We start from the raw sequence: 19,368 nt of genomic DNA, 5'->3' as shown, positions 1-19,368 counted from the left end.
AACTCAGAAATAACATTTGGCATTTTCCACCATCCATTAGTCAAAGACGGCATCAATCCAGCAATCGCAAATCATTGAATTTTTTCTGTCTATCTACATTCCAAACCCTATCTTCTAGCAATGAATTTAAGAAAAGCTGGTCACTGTTACCCTTGCCAAAGAGATCTTCTTTTTCAAATTCGCTTTGACTCGCGACATGAATACCTTGCAAAATTTCGTCTTTTTGATAACCAGAGTTGATTATATCCTGATGCAATGCTCTATTCTGCTGTCTCGTCCCAATATTCACTACTGGTATTCCATAATAAGGTGCTTCACGAATACCTGCACTAGAGTTGCCAACCATCAATTCCGCATTCTTTAATAAAGTAAGAAAATATTCAAACCTAATAGAAGGAAAAACCCTAAAGCGAGGATGATTTTCTAATCGTTTATATTCGTCAAGAATAAATGCACTTCCCAAATCATTATTGGGGAAAATCACCACATAATCCCGATCACTTTCTAAAATTGCTTGAACAAATTCTTGAGCATAGCATTTCATATTTGCATATTCGGTCGTCACCGGATGAAACATAGCAATACCATACGTTGGAAAATCAATCTGGTAATAGGCCTTGACTTTTTCCAAACTTGGCAGGTTGGGAGATAGCATCAAATCCACATCAGGAGATCCAATGACATGAACTGATTGTTCAAGTTCTCCCATTTGGATCAGCCTTTGCTTTGCTTTGACATTGGAGACAAAGTGTATGTGACTCATTTTGGACACAGAATGACGGATCAATTCGTCTATCGTTCCAGATACTTCCCCTCCTTCTACATGTGCAACTAGTACATTGTTCAATGCACCAACAATTGCTCCAGCCATTGCTTCTAGCCTATCGCCATGTACTACTATCAAATCCGGTTTAAGTTCACGCACTACAGAAGAAAATCCCTCAATTGTTTTGGCCAAACTGAGGTCCATGGTCTTTTCATCTGTATGGTTACTGAAAGAATGAATATTGTCATACCCGCATTTTTTAACTTCCAGATATGTATATCCATATGCCTCCAGCATATGCATCCCCGTCACGAAAATATGTACTTCAAATTCCGCATGGTTTCGGGTGATTTCGATTAAAGATTTTAGCTTTCCGAAATCCGCCCTTGTTCCAGTTAGAAAAACTATTTTTCGCTTAGTCAATGTCATCCCAAAGCAACTGAATATCGGTTTCTAGATCTCTTTTGGCCACTTTCCCTATCACCTCCTCGTAGTGTTCCGCCAAAATCCCTCCCTTACCGGGACGCTTTACCCATATATTTTCTTTACTGAAGCTTTCACCAGACTTGATAGGTTTGATCGTGCAGATAGTCGCAAAAGCAAAGTCAATGGTCACCTTTTCTTCTTCTGCAGGACCTTTTGTTCCACCCCTTTGCAATTGCAGAATTTTAGATCCTTCTATCAGTTCTGTACAAGCTTTCTCATCCATTGAGCAGACGATATCTGGTCCTGGCCTGTCCATGTGATCTGTGAAATGTCTCTCTAGAATAGAAGCCCCTAAAGCCACTGCACCAAAACAGGCATGATTACTAAGTGTATGATCGCTCAGGCCAACAACTGCATTGGGAAAATTTTCTTGGACCTCGACCATCGCTCCCAGTCTTACCAAATGATCTGGAGTAGGGTACAAATTTGTCGTGTGAAGAAGTGCATAAGGGACACCATGCTTTTCAAAAACAGAAACAGCCTTCCGAATACTTTCTATCGTATTCATACCTGTACTCATGATGATTGGCTTACCAAATGCAGCTATATGATCTAATAAAGGGTAATTGTTGCACTCGCCAGAGCCAATTTTAAATGCTGGAACGTCCCATTGAATCAATCTATCTGCAGCCGCTCTTGAAAACGGCGTAGAAATAAAGATCATCCCCTTACTTTCCACATAGTTTTTAAGCTCTAGTTCGTCTGCTTCGTTTAGAGCACATCGCTTCATGATCTCATAGATGGACACTTTGGCGTTGCCTGGAATTGTATTCTTAGCAGCTCTGGACATTTCATCTTCCACAATGTGTGTTTGATGCTTAACCATTTCAGCTCCTGCTCGATGTGCAGCGTCTACCATTTCCTTGGCCGTAGCTAGTGAACCTTCATGATTTATTCCGATTTCGGCGATGATCAATGGTGGAAAATCATAACCGATTTTTCGTCCAGAAATCTCAAAATAGGCATTTCCGGTAGTTGGATTTTTATGATAGGACATAATTTATTTTTTCTGTAACTATTTTTTTTGTCAATGGAAATGGGATAGAATATTTAGCTAACTTCAAAAAATACTGATCAGCTGGACTATCACCATACGCATATTCAACTTCATGGATATTCAAGGAATTCAAGATTGTAGTTAGACGTGGGATTTTTTCTCTTCCGTAGCAGTTTTTTCCTAATATTTTACCGGTATATCTACCATTGGACACCTCGAAATCAGTACCCGCAATATGTATCCCTTGCTCAGAACACCATGGTCCTAGCCAAATAGGCGAACTTGCAGTGAGAAAGACTACCTCATGACCATTCTGTCTATGCCAGTTCAGAACTTGGCTTGCGGCTCGATAAATCAGGTTTGGAAATTGACTCAAGGCAAATTCCCTCCCTAATTTTAAAACTCCTTCTTCGGGCTCATTCTTGAAGTAAAAACTAAAGAAATACTCTTTGAGGCGATAATTAGGAATTAATTTGAGATAGTATAAAATAATGTAGGGGGAGTTAGCAATAAGACACCAAATGAAAAAATTCTTGCCTTTTACAAATTTTAGAAACTCCAAAAAAGTATCCTTTGATGTCAGCGTACCATCCACATCAAATACCGCAACTTTATTATTTTTCATTAGCAAGCCAGAATTCTTTTTTATAAAACCCAAGACCAAAAATGGCCAGGGCTGCTACCATACATCTAATTAGTAGTGGCACACGATCTACTAAATCATCCATTAATGGAATAGTGTACACGCAATTGACAATTAGTAGACAAGCAGCTCCAAATTTAATTTTGCTCGAATCAAGATTTGCTAACCCTCCATTCAAAATAAGCTGCAAACCAATCAACAATGGAAAGATCCAGATACGGCCTGTATCTACTGCTATCAACTGCAAAATCAATGGAAATCCCAGAATCAAACCGAGCATTATTTTTTCTTGTTTCTTCTTCCCAGTCGCTAACAAAAAAAACATACCCAAGCAATTGAGGAAAACCATAAAATAGACCGGATTTAAGAAACTTCTCCTCCACTTGAAATAGGATACAAATGAGTGAGTAAATGAATAAGCTACATATTCAATTTTTGAAGCCACAAAAGGAAAGTAACCTAACCCAGTAATGATATTCTCTTGGATTAAACTGCTTTCTGAATTCCTGTCAGTGAAAACAAGAATACTCAAGAATACAAGTAGTGGTAATGCAAATACTTTGGATACAGGAACAGTCAATTTTGATGAGAAATCATACCGAGAATAAATCGCATAAAAAGCGGCTGGCATCGAAATGAAAATGCAGTTTTCATGGATTAATATACCGATGGCAAGAAGCACTGAGGCTAAAATGAATTGTTCATATTTAATCAAATAAAGTGCTAGGACTCCCAGGAAAACTAGTTGAAAATCAAAATAACCATTGAGGTGAAGCATCATCACTACCATGGGTGAAACCACAACTGCTAATCCGACTAAAAGTGGTAGAGGTTGATAAACTTTCCAGAGAAGCCAGATAAAAATCATCACTGACACGAACGAAAATAAGGAGATAGTCAATTCTACTTGACTAACATCCATATTTGAAAAGATAGGATTCAATAGAGTGCCTACTAGAGCTCGTTTTAACAAACCCATATCATAGGTTATCAACCAGTGAGCTTCACTCCAATCATTGGGAAATCTCAAACTACGAGTGAATCCGTAACCAATGGCCAGCAAAAAAAAGACGGGCTTCTCCCATTTAACCAAATTTGGGTTCATTTAAAAATTAAGTTTTTTAAAAATATTTTCAGGAATTAGTTTGATTATAAGCATGATTAACCACCAAATACCTCTAACATAAATGACGCTTTTCTTTTTACTAAAAGCCTTGTATACAGCTTCACCCACCTCCTCAGGAAGTGCTGTCAAAGGTGCTGGGGTTTGCATATCTCCAATCATTTTGGTCTTGATAAAACCCGGAATGACAGTAGCCACATGCACTCCAAAAGAACTGAGTTCTGCTCTCAAGCCACTTAGATAGCAGGTCAATGCCGCTTTGGAACTTCCATAGATGTAATTACTTTTTCGACCTCGTTCTCCTGCTACAGAAGAAATGCAGATTATACTACCTGAGCCGATTGCTTCAAATTTTTCAGCAAACAGACCCAGTATTGAAACATTTCCCAAAAAATTTGTATTTACAACCCTAGCGGCTTCCTTAAAATTGCGAGAGGCTTGCTCCTGATCTCCCAATACCCCAAATACACTGATGACAACATCCGGAATCAAAGGGAGATTTTCAACAAATTGAGGATGTACCTCGGTATCTAAGGCATCAAACTGGAAGGTTTCACAACTTATCTGATACCTAATTGCCAAGTCATTTGCCAAATTTTTCTGTGATTGGTTCACATTTCGGGTAGCTAGATAGATATCAAAGCCCTCTTTGGCAAATCTATGAGCGGAAGCTATTCCTACGTCGGAATTGGATCCGAGGATCAGAGCTGTTTTCATTTATACGATATTTTCTTGTAACTATAATCCTCCACATCCAGCGTGGCCAAAAAGTCCTCAGAAGCAAAGGTTTTGATAGAGTAATCCAAATGCAAATTGGAAATAACAACAGCATCGAATTCATTTTCGAACTCAGGATTGCTATCTATTGATTTAAATACTTCTCTAGAAAACTCACCTATTGTAAGAGGCTCATACAGTCTAGGGTCATCATTTTCCAATATCTCCAGAGATAGAAAAAATATATCAGGTTCTTGCTTAAAAAATACTTCTTGCTTGAATCCACTATGATTTTTAGGACCATTCGAAGAAACACCTACCTCCTCAAAATGAGCCATTTCAGAATTATTCAAGCCTAGCAAATCATTTGTTTTGCCTAAATAGGTATAGGCAGAACCACCCGCGGTCAATACGCCAATCTCAGGATAACCATCGTCCTCATAACTAAAAAACTTATTTAGTCTTTCAGACTTAGACCTACCACTCTGAGCCAGAGCAAATTCATGCGAAATAGGTCCGGATCTGAATAAAATGGACTCATACCAAGAATTCTGTGACGTAAAACTTAAAAACAAAACCAGAGCAGAAACTTCTTTTAAACTAAGCTGCCTCTTTTGAAAGATCAACAAAACCAATAACAGGTAAACCCCAAGTAAAGATGGCTGAATAAACCTACCCATTCCAAAATGATCCCCCCCCGTATAAAGTGGAATAAATAAAGTCACCCCAAAAAACCCTGTCAATATTATCAGCAAATAAGATTTAGAAATTGCTTTAATATTAATCAGCACTAAAAGAGCAGTCAGTAAAAGTAGTGGGTTGTGAAGGAAGTTTTTATATAGATAAAAGCCTCCATAAAGTAGATTATGAAGTTTGTCACCAGATACCTTAGCATAAAACGTATTTGGTAGAGGAAATCCAAAATAGGAAATCCTCCACGTGATTAGAATACTTATCGTGATAATGTAAATAATAATACCGGGTAGCATCTGGTAGAAAGAAGCACGTATATTTCTGGTATCGTATGCAACTTTAAAGCCTCTAGCACTCACAAAAAATAAGCCCCAAAGCAATGATTCAGGTCTAATCAAAATCAAGATCACTATCAAAGAACAGAAATAAATCTCATCTGATATTTTGCTCCTTCCAGTATTCTTTAGAACGAACAATAACAATAAAGAAAGAACTGAACACCAAATCCCAGTTTCTAATAACGCAATCACTGTCCATGAAAAAAAGCCGGGAATGACAACTATCAATGAAGCAAACAAAACTTGAAATGGAACAGTCAACTTACTTCCATAAGGTTGATTTTCCTGGATAAATAGCAAATATTTATAGATGGAATAAGTAATCACCACTATATTAATAAGCATCAAAACTGGCCCGATAGAATCAGTAAAGTGATATATTCCTGCACCAAGAATGGTCCAAAATAGAGAGGTGAATCCCTCTACCCTTTCTCCGCCTACATTATAAACAAATCCATGGCCTTCTGAAAAATTTCGCATATAAACCATGTAAATATTTGCATCGTCAATCCCATCAGTAGGAAACCCATTGACATAAAATGCCAGAAAAGACCCCAATAGGACGGTCCCCAAGCTTAGAAAGAAAAGTTTAAAATTCATATGTGTAACTTAAGCCTCTGTGATTGGAGAGAGGAAAATTTAGGTTGAGTTGGAAAGCCCAATGGATACATTTTTTGAAAAGTCTCTGGGGACATTCGCGCATCTTTGGTCAAATATACCCTTCCTCCAAAATTTAAAACAAGCTGATCTAATTCATCCAATAGTTCAAAAATTCCTGAGGACACCGGAAAATCCAATGCGAGTGTATATCCTTTCTGTGGAAATGAAATGTCGGATTCCAAAGATGTAGAAGGACCAAAAGTTTTCAAAACTGCCAAGAATGAAGCAAAACCAGAAGCAGATATCTTTTGTAATATCAATTCAAGTCCTTCTGCTCCTGCCTCAAATGGAATGACAAATTGATACTGAAGAAACCCCTTTTTACCATAAATCCGATTCCAATGAAGAATTTTGTCCAAGGGGTAAAAAAAAGGATCATAATGAGCCAGAAAGCTTCTGCTACTTTGGAACTCTTTATGAAAATACAAATGATTAAATATCGAGACGGTCCATCGATTTAGCATTCCAGAAGGAAAATGAAATGGTACCGACACATGTTTATTTGAATGAGACTTTAAAGGGAAATTCCGTTGATCAGTAGTCTCAAGCTCATCTAGATCAGCATGCTCCCCTAAGATCAATATGGATCTTCCCAAATCCTTTCCTCCTTTTTGACAATCAATCCAAGCAACAGAGTAGGTACTCGAATTGCAAGATTCGAATAATGACAACAACTCACCCAGATTCTTTGCTTTATGATTGACCTGTTTGATATAGGAAGATTGAATTTTTTTCAACCTAAATCGCACCCACAATATCACTCCTGTCAAGCCCATACCACCTATCGTCTGCCGAAATATGTCTGAGTGATTAGTTGGACTACAAATAATGTATTGACCTTGAGCGGTCATTAATCCCAACTCCAATACAAAGTTGGAGAAAGCTCCTTCTTTATGATGGTTTTTGCCATGTACGTTTGAAGCAATAGCTCCACCAAGAGTAATAAACTTAGTTCCAGGGGTGACAGGAAGAAAAAAGCCCTTGGGGACCAATACTTCCAAGAGGTCACTAAAGAGAACTCCAGCTTCAGCGGTCAATTCCCCCCTAACTACGTCGAAGTTCAGGATGCGATTAAAGCCAAGCATTGACGCTACTTTACCATTTAGAGCACTATCTCCGTAGGATCGTCCGTTACCTCTAGGAATAAAAGTTTCTGTCGACTGAATATAATCCGACAGTGGCTCAAATTCATGGGTATAAAATTCCTTTGCTTCAATCAAGGGATAATTTCCCCAACTACTCAGCTTAGCCATACAGAATCACACCAATTGTCAATACCCAACCTAAAATTGTCATCTGGATAAATCTATCTTGATAAAGCACCTTCACGGGAGATCCAGCATCCTGATCAACTACAGAAATCTGGATGTAGCGCATTATTCCTAAAAACACAAAAAAGGATGTCAGATACAACTTATCAGACCCCATACTAGCTATAGTAATGGGATCTATCGAATAAAGTATGTATGCTACCAGAGTGATTGAAAAAGAAATAGATTTAGCAATATCAAGAAAAACCAATGAGTAGCCTGTATTAGAAACACGCAACTTGGTTTGGTCTACTCCGATTTTAAAATCATCTCTCCTTTTTGAAAAAGCAAGTGCAATGGTCAATAGAAACACTAAAATAACCATCCAATTAGTCACATAAATATCTGATTCTGCTCCCCCTGCCATCACTCTAAAAACAAACCCCAAACTAATACAGGTAACGTCCACTATTGAGAGGTTTTTCAAATAAAAAGAATACAAGAGGTTAAGTGAAAAATAAGATATCACATAAACAAAGGCACTCATTTGCAGGAAAAAACCTAAAGTGCCAATTATCAATAGTAAACATAGGAATACTCCAATTGCTTGACTGGGAGAAACCTCTCCGGATGCTATTGGTCGAAAGCGCTTTTCAGGATGCATTCGATCCTTCTCCACATCCACCAGATCATTCACTACATAAATCGAAGATGCAGCGAAGCAAAATGCGATAAATAGCAATAAGAGATCCCAAGTAAAAGAACTAACTATTGAACCAGAAAAGAGTAATGGAAAAAAAACAAATACGTTTTTTGCCCAATGTTTGGGCCTTAAGAGACGAAAGACAGCCTTTAAAAACATAAAAAATTATATAGAATCTAGAATCATTTTGGCTTGAGTCTCAGGTAAACAATAGCGTTCAAAGTACTCTTTGGCCCCTTTTGATACATTTTTTCGATACTTCTCGTTTTTCATTGCATAAGTAATCACCTCATCAAACTCTGAAACATCTTGAATGTAGTGGATATCCTTTCCATGAACTGGCTCTACTGGCACTTCAATCTTGAAAGGAAAAGAAATAATAAAACAACCATAATTCATATACTCGGCTAACCTCCAACTCACCGCGTCGAGCACAGCAGGATTGCTAAACCCAATCACAGACTGCGAGGACTTTGTAGCAAACTCTTCAGGAGTATATCTTTTGTCCATGACAGAAGGAGAAAGACCACATAAATCTCCATCTGATCGTGGATTCATTCCTCCTTCAAACTGAATGTGAGAGTTAGCTTGACAGGCTTTGACAAAAGCTGCCCTTACCTGATTGGCCCAGTTTTCCTTTTTCCATATACTACCCGCAAAAAAAACATAATTCCCCTCCTTTTCCTTATAAGGCAAATTGACAAAATCCGGTCTCCTATAAAGAATATACGTTTGCCTCAAAAACTCCTTAAAGCCGATCTCCCTTACTCCCCTTACTCCAAAAAGTTGAAGATACTGACCCCAATTATCAATCGAATAATGAGGGAAAATAGCTCTTGTTTTTGGCCAATTATAATCCTCACGGCTTTTCAGTTTATTGGTAGCAAAGTACAGATCAGCCAATTCGTAAGAAGGCTTATCTACTCCTATAGGATCATCATTTTCTATGACGATCACTTTGCCTTTCACCTCAAGCACCAAAAAGGGCTTGTCATTTAGATGCGCAAATTCAGGTAAAGGTGTGTACTTTAGTCTAGCTACACGGCCAAGTCCCAACAAATAGTATGAACAATAGTAATTGGGAACATTTAAAATATTAACTATTTGCATTGGGGTAAAATTAGAAACTTAATTACTCTTGAAAAACACATTTTTCATAAATACCTTTCATCTCTGAATACAATAGTTGAAGTAAGGCACCTTTCCGATAATAGCTTTCCCAAACTTTTCGACAAGTCAACTGCAATTGGATCAGTTCTTCCTCAGATTTTTTCTCTATAAAATCCTCAAGAAATTGATCTATCCTATTACGCTCTTTGTACGGAACTCTCAGATAGAAGCCTTTTTCCGGTATATACTCTTCGAATGGTACTTTACTTTCTGTATCTACTAGTACAGGAATTCTACCCATAGCAAGAGTCTGATAAAACCGAACGGAATAGTTTCCCATCCCTCGAAGGCAAAGGGTAAACATGTTATCACGAATATTCTGATAAAATTCCCGCTCCACTTTGAGTTTATCTTCCGCGGTATGAGCACCTGCACGATATTTCATACGATACACAAAATCCGTCTTGATTTTTGAGGATTTTTCCAAATTTTCCAGCAATCGGTATCGCTCATATGCAGGTAAAAACATGGGGATCGTAAGATAAGGCGACTTACCTATTCTCTTAGAAAACTTTAGCCTCAAAAGCAAAAACAGATCCTTAGCTGTTTTAAACCCATTTGCGGTGGCTTGACCGCAAAAGCCAAGAGTAGGCTTTTCTTTTTTACCAAGCGGAGCCAAATTTCCTTCAAAATATTTTGAAACAGGATCGATAGGCAACAGAGCAGGCAACTCAATCAACCTTTTATCAGTAGAATATGCTCCAGGAGTAAAGAGATGGTAATTAGAAACTCGGGGATCTACAATCAAATCAGAATTTGAAAAAAGCCCCAGCGGTTTCTTGTGTTTTTTTGATAATTCACTGACTTCTTTGAGATAAGAATATCCTGCTTCATTGACTAATCCTGAAAGAAAAATCGGGATCAATATCCAGTCTGCATCCTCCGGAGAATTGACTTGGACAAAATTCTCTTTCCCTAAAGAGGATAATACTAGCCTTCCTTCTGGAGTCCACTCAGCAATTTCCATTATCAATCTTTTCCCACCTGAATAGGTAGGAAAGTAAATTTTAAAATGGCTCATTTTACTCACCAAAGTGATTTTTATACCAAAGAGAAAGGAAGAATAACTGCCTCACCATCCCATAATTTGTAACCCCATCCTTTTTGAAATCTCGAATAATTTGTGGGATTTGCAACTTTTCAAATGTTTCGAATTGAAATAAGGGACTTTTGTTCATTTGCTCAAAATGAAAATTGAACTCCTTTTGCTTCAGGAAGTATTCATTCCACGGAACAGACAGTCCTATTTTAGGGTGTTTTGTGATATAATCTGGAAGATGTCTACCTATGGATTGAAACAATAATTTCTTCCCTTTACCCTTTGTGTCAAACCATGCATCAGAAAGACTCGCAGTACCTATCACTAGGTTAGGGTCTAAAAATGGATCCCTGCATTCAATAGAAGCTCCCATTGTAGTTCTATCATTCCTATCATTTAGCGTAAATAGATGAGTGTGTTGCTCTAAATAAAGGAGTTGTCGAAGGCGGCTACTTGGGTATAATGACTTTGCCTCTTCCAGCATTTGCTGCCTGTAGGATACATCTAGACCACCAGTGACGCCACCTAATCTATTAATATCTGACAGGAAGTTTTCATTACTATTGGACATAATCTGAAAGTCCTCATTGCCGTCCATTAGATAGCGTCTCATTTTCTTCAATCGCTCATTCTTCAAAAAGCGATCTGGAACATATCGAAGTACTTGCAATAATTGATATCTCCATACTTTGTCATGGACTTTATATCTCACGTAGCCTCCCAAAACTTCATCCGCACCTTCCCCACTTAGCAAGACAGACACCTGCTCTTTTGCTCTACGTGCTATCCCTAACAAATGACCATCTTGCAAGTGCATCAATGGCTCATCATGATTGAAAATAGCCTCTGTAACAAGTTTCATTAGCTCTTCACCTCGAAATTCATGAGTATTGAAACCTACATCTAGGCTTTCAGAAAACCTCCTTGCCACAGACGATTCGTCATGCTCATAATTGGAAAAAGAAATATTCCAAGAACTTAAGCCCTTGAAGCCTTGTGAAACTTGGCTATATAGCACAGAACTAGAATCTAAGCCACCACTTAGTAGAGTACCTACAGGCACGTCAGATATCATTCTATAGCGAATAGATTGATGGAAAGTTTCCTCAAACCAATCCAATGGCTTTGTAATCCTAGAATGTGCTTGAGCAGATTCTTTTAAAGAAAACCAGCGTTTGACTTCCTTAATATTTCCGTCATTGCTGATTTTCATCCAATGGCCAGGAAGCAGCCTTTTGACCCCTTTGAATGAAGTATTTTCTCCTGATACGTATCGATAAAAAAACAATTCATTCAACACGGATTCATTGATTTCTTTTCTAAAGCCTCCAGCAAAAAGGGCTTTTGGCTCACTGCCAAAAATTAGCTTTCCTGAATCCTGTCCGTAAAACAAAGGTTTCACTCCAAAACGGTCTCTTGCCAGAATGAGCTCATTTTTGGTTCTATCAAAAAAAGAAAATGCAAAAAAACCATTGAGTCTAGAAAGAACCTCAACTCCATATTCTATTAAAAGATATAACAGTACTTCAGTATCAGAATGAGATCTAAAAGAATAACCTCTATCTAGCAACTCTTGAGCGAGCTCTTGAAAATTGAATATCTCACCATTAAATACTAATACATATCTACCGTCATCCGAAATAAATGGTTGATTACCAGCATCACTAAGATCTAAAATAGACAAACGTCTATGGATAAACCCAATATTCTGCTCTATAAATTTTCCCGAGGCATCCGGGCCTCGATGAAGGATACTGTCACCAATCGTATCCAAGAGTTGGTCAGTGACTAGTTGAGAATTTTTATGTATGATTCCTGCGATTCCGCACATATTAAGGAATTAGTCTAAATGTGAAACAAAGTCTCTCAATTTGCCTGACTGCTGCCTGAAGTCATGATTTTCGATCAGACTTAGATCCAAATCCGAGAAATATTTACTAGCCTCTGTCAAAATCATTGAATTGAGAGATTCTGTGACTGGCTCTTTCACCCAAATTTCCAGTTTACCTACTTCATATTGATGGGCCTGAAAGTCAATAGTTTTGTGATCATTGAAATAAAGGTTCTTGAAGATGTAATAGAGTGTGAGACTTGGGTAGATCTTATTCCTTCCAAAAATTTTCTTACCAATCCTCCCAGTCACTTCCTTGAGGACTGGAGCTTTCAAGCCACAGGAGCACTCATATGTCTCCGGTGCCAATTCAATTTGGTCTCCAAGCTTGTAGCGAATTGAAGGAAAAGAATAGCTTTGGAGATTTGTGACTAAAATCCCTCCATCCTCCGGATCTTGCTCTACATAAACCCCTTCCATATTGAGGTGCATATTTCCATTTGGGCATTCAAAAGCTATAATACCAGACTCAGTAGCACCATACTCATTAGCAATTGAAAGACCATAAACCTTCCTTGCGATATCCTGATAATGAGGAAAGACCTTTTCAGAGGTACCTTTTACAAGCTTAAGAGAGCCAAATTGTGGTTTGCGATCCTCCAAAATATTGGCTAGTTCATAAATCATTGAACTATATCCTTCTATAATGGAAACATTCTTCAACTTTGGCAATAGCTTCTTCAGTCTATCTGCATCATAATCAAATAATCGAAATCTATTCACCATAAAATCCAGTATCTGGAGTTTTATCCTTTTTAAAGGAGCGGTGTTATAACCCCAGAAATACAATTTTCTATCCCAAGGATTTACACCAAACCAACTGTACCCCCTCCAAATAGATGCCCTATTAAATGAATCCCACGATTCATCTCTGTGAAAAGTCAGGATTTCTCCGGAGGTCCCGGATGTTTCGACAAAGAAACGCTTTTTAAAAAAATGAGAAGGTGTGTGAATTTCCGAATTAAATTCAATAAGATCTTTTTTGGATACTTGTGGAAGTCGCTGAAATCCTGCTAATGACCATGAGTTTACAGGGTCAAATGAAACCCTATTAAAACGGTCTCGATAAAATTCACTGTTTTCAAAGGCAAAAATGCAAAGTTTTTGCAATCGCTCTTCGTTGAGTTTTTTTAATTCAGCAAGTTCACATTTCTCTGTCTTTTTCAGATCAGAGAAATGTTTAAAAAGAGAAGGATTCCGCTTTTTTGCACCTCGATAATACAGCCATTTGTGGAACTTACTCATAGCTAGTTGTGATCAATTTTGGAATATTTCGAGATACCTTGACCAGATGTTATCCATGTTTTTCTTCAGGTCGACCTGTTTTTCGATAAATTCCCGATTTGCAATAACCTCACTTTGAAAATATTCCTGATTTTGCAGATAAGATTCTATGGCCTCTGAGATTTTCTCAGGGGAATTTACAGGAACCAAAAATCCATTCTTCCCATTTTTCAAAAAGGCCCGTGTACCAGGAAGATCAGTCACAATTGGAAAGCACCCAGAGGCCATTGCTTCAAACAATGAGGCAGAAACCCCTTCAGTTTCTGGAACAGAAAGATAGATTTCAGATTTTTGCAAAAGTCTAGGAAGAGCTGAATTAGGAATTCTTCCAGTAAAATTCACCTGATCATCAAGGGATAAGTGTGTTGATTGATCTTTTAAACTATTCAGAAGATTTCCGTCACCTACTATAGTGAGATGCACACAAATGCCTTTTCCCTTTAAAATCGCGAGTGCATTCAAAATATCGCTATGATGATAAACTGAAGTAAGACTTCGCGTAACAATGGCATGAAACGGAGTCTTGTTGTCCCACTTTTGATATTTGCCAAGGTCTATACCCTTAGGACCAATCATAATTTTCTCAGGGGAAGCATTAGAAGAAATCATAGCTGGAACCATTACTTCCCCCCAAGCGTGAATCAAATCTACTTTCTTGTATACCAATGATTGAAGGTATCTCTTATATACGCCTGAAAAACCAGTCTCCGGCCAAGCATCTGTGATTCCCTGCTGCGCTACTACCCTTTTCTTGGCACGTACAAAAAGTGAAAAAAAACCATAACTAGTCGCTCTTTCAGCTAAAACCAAATCATAGGACTTAGAAAAATTTCCCTTCAGAATCTTTAGACCAAAGCCAATAAAATTTACAATTCGACTTATCCTAGTTGTAGTAGGCTCGACCTCCAATGTATCAATCTGGACATTAGAAGCTCTCTCAATACCCGAGATCCAAGTCTGTGCATCTGCACGATAAGTTTCACCTAGAAAAAGTATTCGTTTTGGGTAATTCATTGCTAACTTATCGTAGGTCTAAATTTCCAATGACTGGACGTGGATCCCAAGACAATTCTCTTCTGGCCTTTGCGTCATCAAATGTCAAAGAGTCTCCCAACTTCCCCATTCTATAAGAGTTAATTGGAAATCCAGGAATCAAATCTCCAAACCATGTTGCTACTCTTAGAATCCATGGGGCGATTGACCTGACTCTCTTCCCGTAGAATGAGCCAAGGTATTCTTCCAATTCAGCTAGAGAAGGATTAACACCATCGGTCAAATTAAAAATACCAGTAGTATTTATCAGTGTAGGTATCAAGCATGCAACATCTTCAGCCAAAACCAAAGACTTTTTTGCACTTCCCTTTCCAATTCGGAAATAGTATCCTCTTTGGATCGCTTTGATCATTGCTCCGAGATTTCCAGGTGTTTGATTGCCTCCTGCAATCAGCGGAAGTCGAAGAATAGATAGGTTGACACCATGTTGACTTGCCCAATCTTGAAGCAATTGTTCTGCCTTATATTTACTTTTTGCATAGGGAGTTTTGGGATTTGGCTCACAACTCTCAGCTATCAGTTCGCCCGTATCCACACCATACACAGCAACTGTACTAATGAAAACCATAGCCTGTGGGTACTTTCCGCTATTATCTATGCCAGTTACTAGATTTTGTGTACCTACAAAATTAACTTCGAAGAAACGCTTTTCTTGTTCAGGTGATTTTGGAATCCTGTGTGCCCATCCAGCATTATGAACGATAAGGTCGTATTCACTCAAGACTGGAACCTCTTTATCAAGACTACAAATGATAGAACTTGAACTTCGCCTACCTAGCGTACTCAGTTCACCTATAAGCTCTTTTTGCAAATAACTCCCTAGAAAACCTCCCGCACCAGTCAGTAATATTTTCATGGGACTAATTCATTTAGTCCTGCTAAAAATTTATTTGAAAGAACGGTTCGATTAAAGTCATTCTCCGCAAGAGCTTTTGCGTTTCGCCCCATTTCATTAGCAAGATCAGGATTCTCTAAAAATAATTGAATAGCGTCGGCAAAATCTTTGGGCTTGGTTGGATCTACATTAATTCCACAGGAAGATTGATTGACTAAATTAGCTATCCATCCACGAGTAGATTGGATAATAGGCACACCGGCAGCAAACGAATCAAACATTTTGTTAGGAGAGTTGGTCCCTAATACTGGCAGATCCTTGAATGTCACAAAGCTTGCTCTAGCCAGTCCAAACCACTTGACTACCTCAGTCTTTGGGATGAGACCCAAAAACCAAACTTTTCTATGGAGTCCATAATCTTCGCAGAGTCTTTCCAATAGATTTCTCTCGGCTCCATCACCGATAAAAACTACATTATATTCCAAATTGTCAATAAGCCTTAATCCCTCAAGAATCTGACTACAGTCGTCCATTAAGCCTAAAGATCCCGCATAGATAAATATGGGTAAAGTAGCATCAAAGTCTTGCGGAAGATTAGGGAAATGCTCATTATTTGAAAACAATTCTACATCAGATGAATTGGATATTACTAAAGTAGACACCTCTGGAACCACATTTTTCACTCCCTGTTCCATCCCACCTGAACAAGCCACAACAAGAGATGAGTTTTGATAAATTATCTTTTCAAATCCTAGTGCAATCCGTTGAATTATTGGATTTTTCAATTTACCCAGTTCAATTCCTCCTTTAGGCCATAAATCCCGAACTTCAAAGACCAATTTTTTACCCCTAATCCATTTGGAAAATAATCCTGGTACCGCTGTGGTTATCGGCCCTGAGCTGGACAACACTAGATCATGATCTTCACTCAAAGCAAAATAGATCGAGACTATGCTGAACCGAAATGCATTCCAAGCTCTTTTAAAAAATGAATCCTTATTTGAGTCTGGAGAATTTACCACGATAAGTTCTACACCCTCCACATTTTTTCTCGAAATAAACCCATCAGCTTGTATATCCGACTTATAATATGGAGATGTAACAACTGTCACTGAGTGACCTGCTTTGACCCAACGTCTAGTAAATTCATAATAACGCGTACTCCAACCCCCACTTGGAGTGCCGAAATACTGATAAAAAATCAAAATCTTCATTTATCCTGTTGGGTACTTACAGTTTAACTAGCGTTTGATTTACGCCGAGATCTGATAGTTGCTTAGTCTTTTTTCTTGGAACTAATGACCTTACATAGATCATGCTGAGGCCAATAGTCAAGGGTGAAACAAAAGTTCTCATCGCGGCATGAAAACTGGTAAATACACCCACTGCAAAAAAAGCACACACAATAGCTACTACAGATGGGTCCGCGTTAGACCGTGGCAACCTTATTCCTAGGTAAATAAGCAAACAAAAGTAAATCAAACCCAGCAACCCATGCTCTGCCAATAAACGGCTGAATTCGACATGGGCTACTACGTTATGCATTTTATCTCTTAAATATTTAGAAGCACCTACACCGACACCAAAAACTGGATGTTCAAGCCAAAGGTCCATGTCTCCCTCGAAAATATCTAACCTTCCGGATGTGATTGTATTTAGATCTTTCTCTTTATTGCCAGCCATCGTACCAGTTGTTTCGCCTTGGTACCTTAAAAAGAGCATTCCGTTAGTGATGATATTCACTACATAAAAAGCTCCAATCATCAAGCCTATTGCAGGCAACAGGTATTTACCTATCCTAGGGATATGAAATGCTTTGCTCTGCTCTGGAGAAGCACGTTTGAGGAAAACAATCACCATGACAATCCCCACAAACCCAGTAACCATCCCACCTCTAGAAAAAGTAAGGAGCCCTTGAAGAATGAAAATTATCATCATCAACGTATCGAGCCACCGATATCCTGAGAATCTCCATCGATTAATCCAAAAGATAAAAATTAAAAATGATGCCAAGCCTAATCCTGTCGACACTTGGTTGGACCCGAAGCCACCACTAGTTGCCATATTTGCCCCCAATCCAAACTCTACCTTATCCAAATCTGGAGCCTTGAAAAAGGAATGACACAATACCGAAATCAAAGGTAAAATACTGACCGTCAAAATACGTTTGAGCATAGTCTTGGAAATGGGAGCAGCAGAAAATAAAAGTACTGCAAGACCGGTATTCAAAGGTCCCAAAAAATTAAAAACTATATCCTGCCTGTTGACTTCACCCGAAAGGTCTATCAATAATCCAGGAATAAGACAGAGGATCAACCAAAGACCCGGCAAATTTGAAACCCTGTATTTGACGATTCCAAAAACGGTAAAGGCGAAGAACAAATATTTCCCCAACTCATATGGAATATAGGGAGATGTACCACTCATGCGCGAAAGCAATTCGAATGAGACATGGTAGCTTATCATCGCCAAATAAATCGACAAAGGAACCTTGGGTCTCAGAGCTACCCACAACGAAGAAAATAAAGAAAGGTAAAACCACCCAATAATTGGGAAAGGGCTCAGTAATGAGAGAATGCCTAAGATAATATGGACAACTATCCAGAATAACCCACTTCTATAATTCAGTAAATACTTTATCAAATTATTTCAATTAAGTCGTTGTCGGGATTATTTTATAATAACTGTCGAGAAAATTACCCTTACCATATTCTCGAATTATTTTTTCTTGCAATTTCTCCCCCATCAATTTATTGGATGAATAGTCCGAAAGCAGTCTATCCATAGCGAGAGCTAATTCCTCTGGAGAAGACTTCGGGACCAAAATCCCTAAGTCAGGTGAGCTCAAAACCTTTGGGCAATCACCTACTTGGGTACAGATGACAGGTAATCCTGCCAATCCGTATTCCAATAAGGCCACTGGAAGTCCTTCGGATTCTGAACTTAAAATCCCGGCATGCGCTTTAGCCAAACATAAACTTACCTCGCTGACAGGTCCTACGAGTTCGACAAAACCCTCTAAATTCAGATCCACAAGTGTATCTTTCACCTGATTAGTCCATTCCTGATCTACATATTCTCCAACTAGCTGTACCTTAAACTTTCTATCTTGATCTACCAATATTTTGCATGCCTTCAAAAGAGTAATTTGGTCTTTTTGTGGTCGAAGATTTGCCAAATTGAGAAAAGTGAATAGTTCACATTTTGTTTTCTCTGGTAAATTAAGCCATGGAAAATTGCCAATATATGTAATATCCTCTTTACGATAAGGAATAAGATTTCTCCAGTAATCTTTTAATTTTTCGTTGACTACAATAATCCGATCAATCCATTTGGACAAAACAACGATATCCTTCCTAGGATATTTGTCTAATTGGTCACTCAGACCAAAATGATCATGCCATATCAAGTGGAAGTCACCTACAACTATTTTAAGCAAAACTGCCCAATAAATGGATGTGCTATGTGCATGCAAGATCAATGGACGATGTTTGCGGAATAACTTAATCAAGTTATAAAAAGCTCCTAAATCATAAAAAGTCGATTTATTTAAGAGATGAACATTCACTCCTGAAGGTAAGTGAGCCTCTAGTCCTCCTCCGCTTCTAGAAACTACTAAATGGCTCTCCCAACCATCCTCCTCCATAGCTCCGGCTATATTGACACTCATACGCTCAGCTCCTCCCATAGATAGGGTATCGACTAGCTGGAAAAACACTT

General features: G+C 38.4%; 17 protein-coding genes. All 17 read right to left on the bottom strand.

The features are described 5' to 3' along the window. Positions 1–52: 52 nt before the first annotated feature. The 17 genes from neuC to G460_RS0119410 all read right to left on the bottom strand — a co-directional run bounded on the left by neuC (position 53) and on the right by G460_RS0119410 (position 19,336). Complete coding sequence (gene neuC / locus G460_RS0119490; protein ID WP_026956915.1) at positions 53–1,195, bottom strand: UDP-N-acetylglucosamine 2-epimerase; 1,143 nt, start codon at positions 1,193–1,195, stop codon at positions 53–55. Next, positions 1,182–2,249, bottom strand: a complete 1,068-nt coding sequence (locus G460_RS0119485) for an N-acetylneuraminate synthase family protein (RefSeq protein WP_051316145.1) — start codon at positions 2,247–2,249, stop codon at positions 1,182–1,184. Before G460_RS0119485 ends, neuC begins: the two co-directional genes overlap by 14 nt. Continuing rightward, positions 2,236–2,874, bottom strand: a complete 639-nt coding sequence (locus tag G460_RS22300; RefSeq protein ID WP_051316144.1) for an HAD-IB family hydrolase — start codon at positions 2,872–2,874, stop codon at positions 2,236–2,238. The genes G460_RS0119485 and G460_RS22300 overlap by 14 nt, the downstream gene beginning before the upstream one ends. Continuing rightward, on the bottom strand, positions 2,864–3,997 hold the full coding sequence (locus tag G460_RS0119475; protein WP_026956913.1) for a hypothetical protein: 1,134 nt from the start codon (positions 3,995–3,997) through the stop codon (positions 2,864–2,866). The genes G460_RS22300 and G460_RS0119475 overlap by 11 nt, the downstream gene beginning before the upstream one ends. Next, on the bottom strand, positions 3,998–4,732 hold the full coding sequence (locus G460_RS0119470) for an SDR family oxidoreductase (protein ID WP_026956912.1): 735 nt from the start codon (positions 4,730–4,732) through the stop codon (positions 3,998–4,000). After that, positions 4,729–6,243, bottom strand: a complete 1,515-nt coding sequence (locus G460_RS23365; protein ID WP_211226767.1) for a hypothetical protein — start codon at positions 6,241–6,243, stop codon at positions 4,729–4,731. Before G460_RS23365 ends, G460_RS0119470 begins: the two co-directional genes overlap by 4 nt. A 116-nt stretch (positions 6,244–6,359) precedes the next feature. After that, on the bottom strand, positions 6,360–7,676 hold the full coding sequence (locus G460_RS0119460) for an FAD-binding oxidoreductase (protein ID WP_026956910.1): 1,317 nt from the start codon (positions 7,674–7,676) through the stop codon (positions 6,360–6,362). Continuing rightward, positions 7,669–8,535 carry a UbiA prenyltransferase family protein gene (locus tag G460_RS0119455; protein WP_026956909.1) on the bottom strand — a complete coding sequence of 289 codons (867 nt, stop codon included), beginning with the start codon at positions 8,533–8,535 and terminating at the stop codon, positions 7,669–7,671. The genes G460_RS0119460 and G460_RS0119455 overlap by 8 nt, the downstream gene beginning before the upstream one ends. A gap of 6 nt (positions 8,536–8,541) precedes the next feature. Beyond that, a complete protein-coding gene (locus G460_RS0119450) occupies positions 8,542–9,486 on the bottom strand; it encodes a hypothetical protein (protein WP_157366977.1) in 945 nt (314 codons plus the stop codon). Between the two features lie 22 nt (positions 9,487–9,508). Further along, positions 9,509–10,567, bottom strand: coding sequence for a hypothetical protein (locus G460_RS0119445; RefSeq protein ID WP_026956907.1), 1,059 nt, complete (start codon positions 10,565–10,567; stop codon positions 9,509–9,511). A 1-nt stretch (position 10,568) separates the two neighbouring features. Further along, positions 10,569–12,416 carry an asparagine synthase (glutamine-hydrolyzing) gene (gene asnB, locus G460_RS0119440; protein ID WP_026956906.1) on the bottom strand — a complete coding sequence of 616 codons (1,848 nt, stop codon included), beginning with the start codon at positions 12,414–12,416 and terminating at the stop codon, positions 10,569–10,571. A gap of 9 nt (positions 12,417–12,425) precedes the next feature. After that, a complete protein-coding gene (locus tag G460_RS0119435; protein ID WP_026956905.1) occupies positions 12,426–13,721 on the bottom strand; it encodes a phenylacetate--CoA ligase family protein in 1,296 nt (431 codons plus the stop codon). Positions 13,722–13,733: 12 nt separating this feature from the next. Continuing rightward, positions 13,734–14,426, bottom strand: a complete 693-nt coding sequence (locus tag G460_RS23360) for a glycosyltransferase (RefSeq protein WP_211226766.1) — start codon at positions 14,424–14,426, stop codon at positions 13,734–13,736. Positions 14,427–14,781: 355 nt separating this feature from the next. Beyond that, positions 14,782–15,669, bottom strand: coding sequence for an NAD-dependent epimerase/dehydratase family protein (locus G460_RS0119425; RefSeq protein ID WP_026956903.1), 888 nt, complete (start codon positions 15,667–15,669; stop codon positions 14,782–14,784). After that, positions 15,666–16,862: a glycosyltransferase family 4 protein gene (locus G460_RS0119420; protein WP_026956902.1), complete on the bottom strand. Its 1,197-nt coding sequence runs from the start codon at positions 16,860–16,862 to the stop codon at positions 15,666–15,668. The genes G460_RS0119425 and G460_RS0119420 overlap by 4 nt, the downstream gene beginning before the upstream one ends. A 16-nt stretch (positions 16,863–16,878) precedes the next feature. Beyond that, positions 16,879–18,291, bottom strand: coding sequence for an O-antigen ligase family protein (locus G460_RS0119415; RefSeq protein WP_157366976.1), 1,413 nt, complete (start codon positions 18,289–18,291; stop codon positions 16,879–16,881). 10 nt (positions 18,292–18,301) lie between these two features. Further along, a complete protein-coding gene (locus tag G460_RS0119410; protein WP_026956900.1) occupies positions 18,302–19,336 on the bottom strand; it encodes a glycosyltransferase in 1,035 nt (344 codons plus the stop codon). Positions 19,337–19,368 lie beyond the last annotated feature (32 nt).

This window comes from Algoriphagus vanfongensis DSM 17529 (genome assembly GCF_000429465.1).
Taxonomy (GTDB): domain Bacteria; phylum Bacteroidota; class Bacteroidia; order Cytophagales; family Cyclobacteriaceae; genus Algoriphagus; species Algoriphagus vanfongensis.
The sequence above is the reverse complement of the archived record's forward strand: the minus strand, read 5'-3'. Positions and strand labels throughout refer to the sequence as shown.